The sequence below is a fragment of the Mycobacterium sp. IS-3022 genome, assembly GCF_001500065.1.
In the GTDB taxonomy this organism is placed as follows: domain Bacteria; phylum Actinomycetota; class Actinomycetes; order Mycobacteriales; family Mycobacteriaceae; genus Mycobacterium.
Map to the genome: position 1 here is coordinate 1 of NZ_LQIN01000027.1, position 12,778 is coordinate 12,778.

Genomic DNA, 12,778 nt, shown 5'->3' on the forward strand with positions numbered 1-12,778 from the left:
GGTGCCGGTCGTGGCGGCGGGGAGGGTGCCATGTATGGAGGTGAATAGTGAACGGGCGCAACGTATTGGGAAATTTGCTGAGGCGGCGCCCACGACGGTGCCAGCAGCCGGTCGAGTTCGGCCAGATCGGCCGAAGCGCGCGCCAACTGCGCTGAGATGGCGGCGAAGTCGGCCGACAGCCGGGCTATGACGGCGCGATGCGGTTCGGTCATGGCGTCATCGTCACAGCCGCGACCGCCTCGCGGATGAGTAGGACTACTCGTCTAGGCCATGTTCTATGGCGTAGCGGGCCAATTCGACGCGGTTGGCGACCTGCAGCTTGCGGAACGTGGCCTGGACATGGTTCTCGACGGTGCGGTGGCTGAGCGACAGCCGGGCGGCAATCTGCTTGGCGGTCAAGCCTTTGGCCACGTAGCGCAGGATCTCGGTCTCGCGCTCGGTCAGGCTCGGCGTCTCCGGGCCCGGTGTCTGCGCGATGCGCCGATACTCCCCCAGCACCAACCCGGCAAGGCCCGGGGTGAAGACGGCTCGGCCCTCGGCGGTGGCCCGCACCGCGGCGCCGAGTTCCTGCTTCGAAGCGCTCTTCACCAGATAGCCGGTGGCACCGGCCTTCACCGCCTCGAGCACGTCGTCACGCTCGTCGGACGCCGAGAGCACCAGGATCCTCGACGACGGCGAAACGGCGAGCACCTCGGCGGTCGCCTGCGCGCCGTCACCGTCGGCGAGCCGCATGTCCATCACCACGACGTCGGGCTGGACCGCAAGGGCGCGGCGGCGTGCCGAGCCCACGCCGTCGGCGGTGGCGACCACGGTGAAGCCGTCCTCGTCGAGGTCGCGGGCCACCGCGTCGCGCCAGATGGGATGGTCGTCGACGACCATCACCGTCGGGGTACCGTCAGTTCCCATTCCGTCCCGCTTTCCGGCCCGGTGGTCAGCTTGGCGCTGCCACCCAGCCAGTTCATCCGTCCCACAATCGATTTCGCCACCCCGATCCGACCCTCGCGCACTGCCTCGTCGAGCCGGCCGTCGGCGATCCCGGTGCCGTTGTCACGGATGCTCACCGTGACCGTATCGCCGAGGTCCTCGAGCAGCACGTAGGCGTGGGCGTCGGATCCCGCGTGGGCCGCGACGTTGTCGAGCGCGTTGGCGGCCGCGGCGTACAACTCGGTGGCGACGCCCGCTTCGAGGAGCACCGGTTCGGCGGGCAGACTCACCGAGACACGGTCAGACGCGCGTTGGCGCAGTAGCGCGCCGACGTCGGTCGTCGCACCGAGCCGCGGTTCGCTCTCCCCGGAGCTGACCAGCCGGCGCAACGCGCGCTCCTGCTCTCCCGCGAGCTCTGCGAGTTCGGCTGTTGCACCGCCGATTTCGCGGCCGCGCCGGGACACCAGCGCGAGCACCTGGATCGCGCCGTCGTGCACCTGGCGCGACAACCGCTCCCGCTCCTGGTGCGCCGCCGCGAGCCGCGCCGCCTGCTCCAGCTCGGCGTGTGCCCGCCGCGCGGTCTGCGCGGCCATGCCGACCGCGAGGCCGACGGCGAGCTCGATGACGATCGTCGCGTTGCGGCCGAGGTCGTAGTTGATGAAGCCCTTGACGACTGTGCTGGCGATCATCACCACCACCCCGGTCAACATCCCGGCGATCGGGCCGGCGACGATCGCCGCCGAGATGGTGGCGTTGGTGGCCCACAGCGTCGTAGGCCAGGACTGGTTGTCGAATGCCCACTGGGGCGACGCGACGACTTCGGTCGACAGGATCAACCCGACCACGACGGCGATTTCGGCCAGCACCCACAGCGGACGTCGCCCGAATCCCTGCAGATAGGCGACCGCGCAGACGGCGCTCCATGCGAGCAAGGAGGCGAACAGGAACCACGCCACACCCGGCCGGTCCAGATCGCTGTTGACCGACACTTGAAACCCGAGCGCATACAGGCAACTCAACAGCCGGAACACCTGCGCCGCACGCCACAGCGGCGCGGCCGGGTCCGGGGCGCTTTCCACCACGACACCGCCTCCGCAACGCTGCGTTCGATTTGCCATTTCACTGACGGCCGGGACTTCTGAATACCTACGATACGTCTTCTGGTAATGCTCAAGAGGATTGATTATGGATGCGCCAACTCGTAGTGCCGCGAAATTGCTCCTAGCCGCTTGCGCCGCCGCCTCGAGCCTTTGCTTTTTCGCTGTTCCTGCTGCAGCCGAGCCGACCGATTTCGTGGCCCCCGGGCCGACCACCGACGAGTCCACCGTCCTCCCAGTGGCGGACGTGCTCGAAGGCATGTGGAAGGAGTACGTGCCTCCAAATGCAGTGTCGCCCGACCCGATAGGGTCGGCTGACCGATTCGTTGAGCAATTCGTGCCCACCACCACGCAGATCCGCGACTTCTTTGTGTTTCTCGAGCAATTCCGGCCACTCGCGACTGGAAGCTGATCGATACCGAAATGCAACGGCGATTCCATTCCGCTGTGTCAAACTGCGGCAATGGAAAACACCGCACCGCCCAGCTTGCTGCGGCACCTCTGGAAAACCACCCTGCTCTCCGGCATCCTGGCCGTTGCACTCGGCGTGCTCGTCTGGCTGTGGCCGGGTAAGACCATCGTCATTGCCGCGATCTTCTTCGGCGCGTACCTGCTGGTCGCCGGCATCGCACAGGTGATCTTCGCGTTCAGCCTGCATGTCTCGGCGGGTGGCCGGGTGCTGCTGTTCATCTCTGGTGCTGCGGCCCTGATCCTTGCCGTGCTGTGCTTCCGCAGTTTGCAGGAATCGATCCTGCTGCTGGCGATCTGGATCGGCGTCGGGTTCATCTTCCGTGGTGTGGCAACGGCGGTATCGGCGATCAGCGACCCGACCTTGCCCGGCCGTGTGTGGGAGATCATCGTCGGCGTGATCAGCCTCATCGCGGGCGTGGTGATGCTGGCGGCGCCGTTCGAGTCGCTCGCGATCCTCACCGTGGTGGCCGGGATCTCGCTGATCGTGATCGGCGTCTTCGAGATCGTGTCCGCGTTCGGTATCCGCAAGGCCTCGAAGAACCTCGACGCGCCCGGCGGATCCGCGGCCTCACCTGCGGCGGAAGCGCCGGTGAGCTAACCCACACTGACGTCTACTACACCCTGTCGTAGGCTGTACTCGCAGCCACGAAAGAGGGTGAGATGGACGCGCTCGATGTGTCGCGGTGGCAGTTCGGCATCACCACCGTGTACCACTTCATCTTCGTGCCGCTGACCATCGGACTGGCACCGCTGATCGCGGGCATGCAGACGGCCTGGCTGATCACCGGAAACACCGCGTGGTACCGGCTGACCCGCTTCTTCGGCAAGCTCTTTCTGATCAACTTCGCCCTGGGCGTGGCCACCGGCATCGTGCAGGAATTCCAGTTCGGCATGAACTGGTCGGAGTACTCGCGGTTCGTCGGCGACGTTTTCGGCGCGCCGTTGGCGATGGAAGGGTTGGCCGCCTTCTTCTTCGAGTCGACGTTCCTCGGGCTGTGGATCTTCGGGTGGACCCGCCTCCCCCGACTGGTCCATCTCGCCTGTATCTGGGTGGTCGCGATCGCGGTGAACCTGTCGGCCTTCTTCATCATCGCCGCGAACTCGTGGATGCAACATCCCGTCGGGGCCCGCTTCAACCCGGAGACCGGTCGCGCGGAACTCACCAGCATCGTCGCGCTGTTCACCAACAACACTGCGGTTGCGGCGTTCGCGCACGCGGTGTTCGGGGCGTTCCTGACCGCAGGCACATTCGTCGCGGGCGTGTGCGTGTGGTGGATGATGCGCGCACGACGGGAGAACAAGTCCGAGGCGCACACGATGTTCCGGCCCGCCGCGATCATGGGCTGCCTGGTGGTGCTGGTGTCGACGGTCGGCCTCGTTCTCACCGGCGACGTTCAAGGCAAGTTGATGTTCGAACAGCAGCCGATGAAGATGGCCTCCGCGGAATCGTTGTGCCACAGCGCAACCGATCCCGACTTCTCCGTGCTCACCGTCGGCACGCACAACAACTGCGACAGCGTCGTTCATCTCATCGAGGTCCCGTACGTGCTGCCGTTCCTGGCAGAAGGTCAATTCGAAGGCGTCCGCCTCGAGGGCGTCAAGGATCTTCAACAGCAGTACGTGGAGAAGTTCGGCCCCGGCGACTACCGGCCCAACCTGTTCGTGACCTACTGGTCGTTCCGCGCCATGATCGGCTTGCTCTCCGTCCCGGTGCTGTTCGCACTGACGGTGCTCTGGTTAACGCGCGGCGGGCGAATCCCGCAGGCGCGCTGGATGTCCCGATTCGCGTTGCTGTCGCTGCCTGCCCCGTTCCTGGCCAACAGCGCCGGTTGGGTGTTCACCGAGATGGGCCGTCAACCGTGGGTGGTGGTGCCGAATCCGACCGGGGACCCGATGATCCGGCTCACCGTCGCCGATGGTGTGTCCGGGCATCCGGTCGGCATGGTCGTGTTGTCGTTGGCCGCTTTCACCCTGGTGTACGCGGTCCTCGCCGTGATCTGGTTCTGGTTGATCCGCCGCTACACCGTCGAAGGACCGCAGGAGCACGATTCCGAACCCGCTGCGCCGCTGCCGCCGGCTGACGACGAGGTGGCACCGCTGTCGTTTGCGTATTGAGAGGGTGTGATTGGCAATGGCGGCAATGGCCCTGCAGGACTGGTGGTTCGTGGTGATGGCGGGCCTGTTCCTCGGTTTCTTCGTCCTCGAGGGGTTCGACTTCGGCGTCGGCATGCTGATGGGACTGTTCGGCCGCGCGGCCCGCGACAACCCCGAAAAGCACCGCCGGGCGGCGCTGAACACCATCGGCCCGGTCTGGGACGGCAACGAGGTCTGGCTGATCACCGCCGGCGGTGCGATGTTCGCCGCGTTCCCCGACTGGTACGCGACGATGTTCTCGGGGCTGTACCTGCCCCTGCTCGCGATCCTGGTTTCGATGATTCTGCGGGTGGTGGCCATCGAATGGCGCGGCAAGATCGACGACCCGGACTGGCGCAGATGGGCCGACGTCGGGATCGCCGTCGGGTCCTGGGTGCCCGCTGTGCTGTGGGGCGTCGCGTTCGCGGCACTGGTTCGTGGGCTTCCGGTGGACGCCGACAAGCGAATGCACGCCGGGATCCTCGATCTGCTCAACGGCTATACGTTGCTCGGCGGCCTTGCCACTGCCGGGCTGTTCCTGTGGCACGGCGCCGTGTTCGTGGCGCTGAAAACCGATGGGGCGGTGAAGAATGACGCGTTGCGGTTCGCGAACGCGCTGGCGCTGCCCGTGACAGCGGTGCTGGCCTCGTTCGGGTTGTGGACTCAACTGGCGCACGGCAAGAGCTGGACCTGGATCGTGTTGCTGGTCGCCGGATGCGCCCAACTGACCGCGATCGGCCGGGTGTGGCGCCGCAGCGGAGAAGGGTGGGCGTTCGCGTGCACGACGGTCGTCGTCGCGGCGCTGGTGGTGTTGTTGTTCGGCGCGCTGTACCCGAACCTGGTGCCGTCGACAATCGATCCGGCCTTCAGCCTGACAGTCGACAACGCATCCTCGAGCCCGTACACGTTGACGATCATGAGTTGGGCGGCGCTGGTGTTCGCGCCGCTGGTGCTGCTGTATCAGGGTTGGACGTACTGGGTGTTCCGGCAGCGCATCTCCGCAGAGGACATTCCGGCCCCCGTGGGATTGACCCGGCGGATGCCGTGAACCTGTGGCGGGCGTCCGAGGCGATGCGGCGTTACCTGGTCGCGTCGGTGATGTGCGGCGTGGCCATCACCGCCGCGACGATAGCCGCGGCGGTGGTGCTGGCCGACATCGTGGCCGGCGTGATCACCGAACCCGCGACCCGCGATATCCGGCACTGGGCCGGCCCGCTCGCAGTTCTGCTCGGGCTGTGGGGTATCCGCACTTTGGCGCACTGGCTTCAGGGCCGCCTGGCCTCCACGGGCGCAACGCGGGTCATCGCCGATCTCGCGGGTCAGGTGTTGCGCGCGGTCACCGCGCTGCCGCCGCGGCGGCTCGCCGTCGAACGCGACACCGCCGCCGCGCTGGTCACGCGTGGCCTGGACGGTCTGCGGCCCTTCCTCACCGCGTATCTGCCCGCGGTATTCCTGGCGGGAATCCTCACTCCCGCAGCCGTGCTGGTGATCGCGGCCGTCGACTGGCGTTCGGCGCTCATTGTGCTGGTTGCATTGCCGCTAGTCCCGGTGTTCATGGTGTTGATCGGGTTGCTGACCAAGGACCGCTCCGAGGCAGCGCTCGCAGCGATGACCACACTGCAGTCACGGCTACTCGACCTGGTGGCCGGCATCCCCACGTTGCGGGCGTTGGGACGGCTCGACGGATCTGTCGACCGCATCACCGAACTCGCTGCCGCACATCGCCGTTCGACGATGGCCACACTACGGATCGCGTTTCTGTCCGCGCTGGTGCTCGAACTTCTGGCCACGTTGGGCGTCGCATTGGTCGCCGTCGGCATCGGACTGCGCCTGGTGTTCGGCGAGATGACGTTGACCGCGGGACTGACCGCGCTGTTGCTCGCACCCGAGGTGTTCTGGCCGCTGCGCCGGGTGGGGGTGGAGTTCCACGCCGCTCAGGACGGTAAAACCGCCGCCGAGGCCGCATTTCGACTCCTCGACGCCCTGCCGCACCGGTCGGCGGGAACCGGAAGCGTCAGGGGGGCCGGCGCCACCATCCACATCGGGGCGCTCGACGCGGATGTGGAGCCGGGTCGGGTGACGGTGCTGACCGGCCCCAACGGCGCCGGCAAGTCGACTCTGTTGCACACGATCCTCGGGCTGCATCCGGGACAGGTTTCGGTCGACGGCATCGATGTCGGTGACCTCGACCAGCGGGCGTGGTGGGACCAGATCGCCTGGCTGCCGCATCGCCCAGTGCTGGTGCCAGGCAGCATACGGGACAACCTCGAGCTGTTCGGTCGTCTGCCGGACCTCGAAGGCGCCTGCCGCGCAGCGGGTTTCGACGAGGTGCTCGCGACCCTCCCGGACGGGCTGGACACTGTGCTCGGTCGCGACGGCTCTGGGCTGTCGCTCGGCCAGCGGCAACGGTTGGGGCTGGCCCGGGCACTCGGCTCGGACGCGCCGGTGCTGCTGCTCGACGAACCGACCTCACACCTCGATGCGGCGATGGAAGCGCGTGTTCTCGAAGCGATCGTCGCGCGGGCGCGGGCCGGTGCCACCGTGCTGGTCGTCGGCCATCGCGATCCGGTGCGCGCGATCGGCGATCAGGTGCTGACGCTGGGAGACCTTGTCGATGCGTGAGCTGCTGCGGCCTCGGTTGGGACGACTGTTCGTCGCCGTGCTGCTCGGTGTGCTGTCACTGGGCAGCGCTCTGGCGCTGGCCGCGATTTCGGCGTGGCTGATCACGAGGGCGTGGCAGATGCCACCGGTGCTGCACCTCACCGTCGCGGTGGTGGCGGTCCGCGCGCTCGGCATCTCCCGCGGGGTGCTGGGGTACTGCCAGCGACTGGCGGCCCACGACACCGCGCTGCGTTCGGCGGCGGACACCCGCGAAATGCTGTACCGGCGGCTGGCCGAAGCGCCCGCGGACACGGTGTCGCGGATGCCGAGCGGCGAGTTGGTGGCCCGGATCGGCGCGTCCGTCGACGATCTCGCTGACGTGGTGGTCCGCGCGGTGCTGCCGATCGCCGTGGCTGCGGTGCTGGGGCTGGCGGCCGTCGTGGGCATCGGCATCGTGTCGACCGCCGCGGCGGCCGTCCTGGCATGCTGCCTCATCGTCGCGGGCGTCATCGCGCCGTCGTTGGCGGCCCGTGCCGCCGCGGACACCGAAGCCGTCGCAGCCCAACATCATTCGGGCCGCGACATCGCGGTGATGCTCGCGCTCGAGTATGCACCGGAGCTTCGCGTCAGCGGCCGCCTCGACGCGATCCTCGCCGATTCGGATCGCCGACAACGCGACTGGGGCCGAGCCACAGACCGCGCGGCCGCCCCCGCCGCGATGGCCGCCGCTGCGTCGACCGCGGCGATCGGCGTCAGCGTGCTCGGCGCCGTGATCGCAGCAATCGCGATCGCCGACTCTGTTGCACCGACGACTCTGGCGATCCTGATGTTGTTGCCGCTGTCGGCGTTCGAGGCGACCACCGCATTGCCCGCGGCTGCGGTGCAGCTCACCAGGTCGCGTATCGCGGCTCGTCGCCTCGCCGAATTGACCACGACGACCGATTCGGCACGGACAAGGCCGCGGGTTCCGGACGTGACGCTGCCAGCTGGTGGTCGTCTCGCGATCCTCGGACCCAGCGGGTCGGGCAAGACCACGCTGCTGCTGGCGATAGCCGAAACGAACTCGGACACAGTCTTTTTCGCCGAAGACGCGCATCTGTTCGCCACGACTGTGCGGGACAACATGCTGGTGGCCCGGGGGGATGCGACCGACGAAGAGATCCGAATCGCGCTGCGGCGGATCGGACTTGGGGAGTGGCTCGACGGGTTGCCGGACGGGTTGTCGACAGTCCTCGTCGGCGGGGCGGCCGCCGTATCCGCGGGACAACGCAGGCGACTACTGCTGGCGCGTGCCCTTCTCACCACGGCCGCCACGGTGTTGCTCGACGAACCGACCGAACACCTCGATGCCACCGATGCCGGCCAGATTCTGACCGAACTGCTCACGCCCGGCGGGCTTTTCCCCGCCGACCGTACGGTGGTCGTCGCGACCCACCATCTGCCCGACCACGTTGACTGTCCTACCCTCATTTTCGCTGACCGCGGAGTAACCTCATCGGCATGAGCGAACCGGACAAGCCCGAGACGCCACCACACAACCCTGAACAGACATCGCCACAGAACCCTGAGCAAGCGCCGCCACAGAATCCGCCGCAGCCGCCCCCTCCGAATTCCCCGCAGGCGCCGCCTCCGCCACCGCAGTACGGGGCTTATCCCGGCAGTTATCCCCCTCCGCCGCAGGGCTACCCCGGTTACCCGCCGCCCGCGACCGCCCCGAAGAACGGCCTCGGCATCGCGTCGTTGGTGATCGCGATCGTCGCGCTGGTGTCCGTCTTCGGTGGCATCGTGCTCGGCGTCGTCGCGGTGATTCTGGGTTTCCTCGGGTGGGGCAGGGCCAAGCGCGGCGAGGCCACCAACGGTGGCATGGCGGTGGCCGGCATCGTCCTCGGGTTCCTGAGCATCATCGAGGCCATCGTGCTGATCTGGTTGGCCGTGTGGGGATTCAACCAGGTGGGCGGCACCGATTACATCGACTGCATCTCACGCGCCGGCAACGATCAGGAAGCTGTGCAACAGTGCGCCGAGGAGTTCCAGCAACGTGTCGAAGACGAATTCTCGGTCACGTTGACGCCCACGCCATAGCCCCTCTAGCGCGCTGGGAAGTACTTGACGATGCCCTCCTGCACCACGGTGGCGATCGGCTTACCGGCGCGGTCGAAGTAGTGGCCGGTACCCAGGCCACGGGAGTCGGCAGCCACCGGTGAGGACGTCGAGTACAGCACCCACTCGTCGAAGCGCACCGGCCGGTGGAACCACACCGAATGGTTGGTGGTGACCGCGAAGATCCGGTCGTAGCCCCACGACAGGCCGTGCGTGGTGATGATCGAGTCGAGCACGGTGGTGTCCGACGAGTAGATCAGCGCGGCGGCATGCAACACCGGGTCGTCGGGCATCTGCCCGAGCGCCTTCATCCACACCCGGTTGTGCGGCAGCTTCTGACCTTTGCGGCGCATCACCCAACTCGGATCGTTGGTGTAGCGCCAGTCGATCGGCCGCAACGCGTTGACGAAATGTGGGACGACGTCTTCGTATCCGAGTAGCAGATCGTCCACCGGCGGAACCGATTGCGGGTCAGGCAGGTCGGGCGGTGCGATGCCGTGCTCGAGGCTGCGGCCGCCGGACAGGAACGACACCATGGCGGTGGTCAGCAGCTGACCGTCCTGCATCACGTCGACGCGGCGGTTGGCGAACCGACGCTCGTCACGTAGCCGTACGACGTGGAACTCGAGATCCTTCTCAGGATCGCCACCGGCGATGAAGTGAGCCGACAGCGCGCTCGGCGGCGTCGGATGCTTCAGGCTGCGGCTGGCGGCCACGAACGCCTGGGCAATCATCTGACCGCCGAAGGTGCGCACGGGGTTCTTGCTGGGATGAGAGCCGATGTAGACGTCCTCGTCGGATTGGCGGAGGTGAAGTATCGCGAGCAGCTCGTCGAAATCCGCGGAGCCTGACAAGCACTTCCTCCTCAACGTCTAGACGTCGTCCTCCCCGATCCGGTGCACGTGGATCAGATTCGTGGAGCCTACTGTGCCGGGCGGGATGCCCGCGATGACGACCACCAGGTCGCCACGCTTGTAACGGCCGAGCTCCAGCAGCGACTTGTCGACCTGCCGGATCATTCCGTCGGTGGTCTGGATGTGCGGGACGATGAACGTCTCGGTGCCCCAACTCAGTGCCAGCTGACTGCGGACCTCCGGCAGCGACGTGAACGCCAGCAGCGGTAGCGGCGTGTGCAGCCGCGCCAGCCTGCGCACGGTGTCACCGGACTGGGTGTAGGCGACCAGCGCCTTGGCGTCGAGGCGCTCGCCGATATCGCGGGCGGCATAGGAGATGACGCCGCGCTTCGTCCGGGGTACGTGAGTCAGCGGGGGAGCGGCCACCGAGTTCTCCTCGACGGCGTGGATGATGCGCGCCATGGTCCTGACGGTTTCGAGCGGGTACTTGCCGACTGACGTCTCACCGGAGAGCATCACCGCGTCAGTGCCGTCGAGAACCGCGTTGGCGACGTCGGACGCCTCAGCGCGGGTCGGCCGCGAGTTCTCGATCATCGACTCCAGCATCTGGGTGGCGACGATGACGGGTTTCGCGTTCTCCCTTGCCATTTGGATAGCGCGCTTCTGCACGAGCGGGACCTCTTCGAGCGGCAGCTCGACGCCGAGGTCACCGCGGGCGACCATGATGGCGTCGAACGCCAGCACGACAGCCTCGAGGTTGTCGATGGCTTCGGGCTTTTCGAGCTTGGCGATGACGGGCACTCGTCGACCGACGCGGTCCATCACCTCGTGTACGAGTTCGATGTCGGCCGGTGAGCGGACGAATGACAGCGCGACGAAATCCACGCCGAGGCGTAAAGCGAATTCGAGATCGTCGACGTCCTTGTCCGAAAGCGCAGGAGCGGACACGTTCATGCCGGGCAGCGACATGCCCTTGTTGTTGCTGACCGGACCGCCCTCGGTGACGGTGCAGATGACGTCGTTGCCCTCGATGCGTTCCACGACCAGGCCGACGTTGCCGTCGTCGACGAGGACCCGGTCGCCGGCCGTGGCGTCTTCGACCAGGCGCTTGTAGGTGGTCGACACCCGGTCGGGGGTGCCTTCGATGTCGTCGACGGTGATGCGCACCGTCTCCCCGGTGGCCCAGAACGTCGGCCCATCCTTGAACCTGCCCAGCCGGATCTTGGGACCCTGCAGATCGGCGAGGATGCCGACGGCGTGCCCGGTGGCGTCGGAGGCCGCCCGCACCCGCTTGTAGTTCGCCTCGTGGTCGGGGTAGTCGCCGTGGCTGAAGTTGAGCCGCGCGACGTCCATTCCGGCCTCGACGAGCGCGCGAACAGCGTCCTCGTTGGCTGTGGCCGGACCGAGGGTGCAGACGATCTTCCCGCGCCTATTCACGACTCCCGAGCATAGTCGTTATCGATTCAGTCGAGGGCCACCCGAAGTGCTTGCGGGGTCACCGTCGAAGCTTGCGAGTCACCCGTCGAGAACGGTCGGAACCAGCGGGAATCCGGGCAGGTTGCGCACGACCGTCCAGGCCGCGACCGAGACGATGATCACGACGGTGGCCGGTGTGTTCATCATCGGTTTGTCTTGGCGCCACCGGATCAGAAGCCATCCCAACAACAGCGGGAGCCCCACGAGCAGAAATACGTTGTCGGCCAGCGCCGCGGCAAGGTCGCCGTGCAGCAGGTCGTGCGTCATCCGCAAGCCACCGCAGCCCGGGCAGTAGAGCCCGGTAAGCGCGTTGAAGGGACATGACGGATAGGGGAAGCTCGGGCGGTGCGGATCGGCGATGCCGATGTAGGCCAACGCACCCGTCAGCAGGGCGCCCGTTCCGAGCGCACCGTACAGCCGTTTGCGGCTCGTGTCGGCGCTAGGTGCCATCGCGCAGAGGGCGCCCCTGAGGATCGCGAACCCGGTCGGTGAGCAGCAGGATGGCGTCGATGATGCCCCAGATGACGGCACCGATGCCGCAGGTGAGCAGGCCGACCACCAACTGCGCGATGCCGAGTCCGGTGTAGCCGAGGTAGATACGGCCGATACCCACCACACCGAAAAGGCCGATCAGCTGCAGCAGGCCCGCAATGGTCTTGGATTTGTCGGAGTACGGCTCACCCGTCAGCGGATGGCGGCCATACGGGGCCGTCGGATCGCCATACACGGGCGGATAGCCCCCTGGCGGCGGACCGTACTGGCCGGGTGGAGGCGGATATTGCGGCGGGTAATCGGGCTGCTGCGGGGGCGGTGGGGGCGTGTTGCCATGCTCACTGCCACCGAACTGCGGCTCAGTCATGGCCCCCAGCATGCCAGACGAACCAGCGCCGGTCAGTAGGAAACCTCGCCGATCTCAGAACGAGGCGCCATTGGTACTGTGGTGATCGCCAAGACAGCCGCGGACATCGCGTCGTGGACGCGCACGCAAATCTGAACATACTGTGCCTCTTGGCATTTCGACGACTCTTGAGGATTGCCGTCAGTCTCTAGAAGGGTGGTGGTTCGCAGTCGCGGGCGAGGGCTTCGGCGAGTAGCTGCTGTTGGCGTTGTTCTTCGGCGATC

At 66.9% G+C, this 12,778-nt stretch carries 13 protein-coding genes and 1 pseudogene; 7 read left to right on the top strand and 7 right to left on the bottom strand.

From position 1 onward, the window contains the following. The 3 genes and pseudogenes from AU188_RS25630 to macS all read right to left on the bottom strand — a co-directional run. Window positions 1-212 (bottom strand): annotated as a pseudogene (locus AU188_RS25630) (DUF2339 domain-containing protein); the annotation flags it as partial. A 43-nt stretch (window positions 213-255) separates the two neighbouring features. Continuing rightward, window positions 256-906: a response regulator gene (locus tag AU188_RS16930; RefSeq protein ID WP_059100092.1), complete on the bottom strand. Its 651-nt coding sequence runs from the start codon at window positions 904-906 to the stop codon at window positions 256-258. Beyond that, complete coding sequence (macS, locus tag AU188_RS16935) at window positions 879-2,042, bottom strand: MacS family sensor histidine kinase (protein WP_172799534.1); 1,164 nt, start codon at window positions 2,040-2,042, stop codon at window positions 879-881. The genes AU188_RS16930 and macS overlap by 28 nt, the downstream gene beginning before the upstream one ends. A 67-nt stretch (window positions 2,043-2,109) precedes the next feature. On the opposite strand from macS, the gene AU188_RS16940 reads away from it, so the two are divergent. From AU188_RS16940 to AU188_RS16970, 7 genes are all read left to right on the top strand, one after another. Further along, window positions 2,110-2,433: a hypothetical protein gene (locus AU188_RS16940; RefSeq protein WP_156426725.1), complete on the top strand. Its 324-nt coding sequence runs from the start codon at window positions 2,110-2,112 to the stop codon at window positions 2,431-2,433. A 51-nt stretch (window positions 2,434-2,484) separates the two neighbouring features. After that, on the top strand, window positions 2,485-3,090 hold the full coding sequence (locus AU188_RS16945; RefSeq protein ID WP_059164861.1) for an HdeD family acid-resistance protein: 606 nt from the start codon (window positions 2,485-2,487) through the stop codon (window positions 3,088-3,090). A gap of 62 nt (window positions 3,091-3,152) precedes the next feature. Further along, on the top strand, window positions 3,153-4,607 hold the full coding sequence (locus tag AU188_RS16950; protein WP_059164862.1) for a cytochrome ubiquinol oxidase subunit I: 1,455 nt from the start codon (window positions 3,153-3,155) through the stop codon (window positions 4,605-4,607). A 25-nt stretch (window positions 4,608-4,632) separates the two neighbouring features. Then, a complete protein-coding gene (cydB, locus tag AU188_RS16955; RefSeq protein ID WP_059164870.1) occupies window positions 4,633-5,673 on the top strand; it encodes a cytochrome d ubiquinol oxidase subunit II in 1,041 nt (346 codons plus the stop codon). Window positions 5,674-5,696: 23 nt separating this feature from the next. Continuing rightward, the gene (cydD, locus tag AU188_RS16960) at window positions 5,697-7,247 is read left to right on the top strand and encodes a thiol reductant ABC exporter subunit CydD (RefSeq protein ID WP_059164871.1); all 1,551 of its coding nucleotides are present in this window, start codon (window positions 5,697-5,699) and stop codon (window positions 7,245-7,247) included. Continuing rightward, window positions 7,240-8,730, top strand: coding sequence for an ATP-binding cassette domain-containing protein (locus AU188_RS16965; RefSeq protein WP_059164863.1), 1,491 nt, complete (start codon window positions 7,240-7,242; stop codon window positions 8,728-8,730). Before cydD ends, AU188_RS16965 begins: the two co-directional genes overlap by 8 nt. Continuing rightward, a complete protein-coding gene (locus AU188_RS16970) occupies window positions 8,727-9,308 on the top strand; it encodes a DUF4190 domain-containing protein (protein WP_059164864.1) in 582 nt (193 codons plus the stop codon). The genes AU188_RS16965 and AU188_RS16970 overlap by 4 nt, the downstream gene beginning before the upstream one ends. Window positions 9,309-9,313: 5 nt before the next feature. Here AU188_RS16970 and AU188_RS16975 read toward each other — a convergent pair whose 3' ends face one another. From AU188_RS16975 to AU188_RS16990, 4 genes are all read right to left on the bottom strand, one after another. Next, complete coding sequence (locus AU188_RS16975; RefSeq protein ID WP_059164865.1) at window positions 9,314-10,180, bottom strand: acyl-CoA thioesterase II; 867 nt, start codon at window positions 10,178-10,180, stop codon at window positions 9,314-9,316. Window positions 10,181-10,198: 18 nt separating this feature from the next. Further along, on the bottom strand, window positions 10,199-11,617 hold the full coding sequence (pyk, locus tag AU188_RS16980) for a pyruvate kinase (RefSeq protein WP_059164866.1): 1,419 nt from the start codon (window positions 11,615-11,617) through the stop codon (window positions 10,199-10,201). 78 nt (window positions 11,618-11,695) lie between these two features. After that, complete coding sequence (locus AU188_RS16985) at window positions 11,696-12,106, bottom strand: DUF2752 domain-containing protein (RefSeq protein WP_059164867.1); 411 nt, start codon at window positions 12,104-12,106, stop codon at window positions 11,696-11,698. Next, window positions 12,096-12,515, bottom strand: a complete 420-nt coding sequence (locus tag AU188_RS16990) for a TM2 domain-containing protein (protein WP_059164868.1) — start codon at window positions 12,513-12,515, stop codon at window positions 12,096-12,098. The genes AU188_RS16985 and AU188_RS16990 overlap by 11 nt, the downstream gene beginning before the upstream one ends. Between the last annotated feature and the right edge of the window lie 263 nt (window positions 12,516-12,778).

Coding starts and splice junctions, on each gene's coding strand:
- AU188_RS16930 (WP_059100092.1), bottom strand. CDS start 906: ATGGGAACTGACGGTACCCCGACGGTGATGGTCGTCGACGACCATCCC.
- macS (WP_172799534.1), bottom strand. CDS start 2,042: ATGGCAAATCGAACGCAGCGTTGCGGAGGCGGTGTCGTGGTGGAAAGC.
- AU188_RS16940 (WP_156426725.1), top strand. CDS start 2,110: ATGGATGCGCCAACTCGTAGTGCCGCGAAATTGCTCCTAGCCGCTTGC.
- AU188_RS16945 (WP_059164861.1), top strand. CDS start 2,485: ATGGAAAACACCGCACCGCCCAGCTTGCTGCGGCACCTCTGGAAAACC.
- AU188_RS16950 (WP_059164862.1), top strand. CDS start 3,153: ATGGACGCGCTCGATGTGTCGCGGTGGCAGTTCGGCATCACCACCGTG.
- cydB (WP_059164870.1), top strand. CDS start 4,633: ATGGCCCTGCAGGACTGGTGGTTCGTGGTGATGGCGGGCCTGTTCCTC.
- cydD (WP_059164871.1), top strand. CDS start 5,697: ATGCGGCGTTACCTGGTCGCGTCGGTGATGTGCGGCGTGGCCATCACC.
- AU188_RS16965 (WP_059164863.1), top strand. CDS start 7,240: ATGCGTGAGCTGCTGCGGCCTCGGTTGGGACGACTGTTCGTCGCCGTG.
- AU188_RS16970 (WP_059164864.1), top strand. CDS start 8,727: ATGAGCGAACCGGACAAGCCCGAGACGCCACCACACAACCCTGAACAG.
- AU188_RS16985 (WP_059164867.1), bottom strand. CDS start 12,106: ATGGCACCTAGCGCCGACACGAGCCGCAAACGGCTGTACGGTGCGCTC.
- AU188_RS16990 (WP_059164868.1), bottom strand. CDS start 12,515: ATGACTGAGCCGCAGTTCGGTGGCAGTGAGCATGGCAACACGCCCCCA.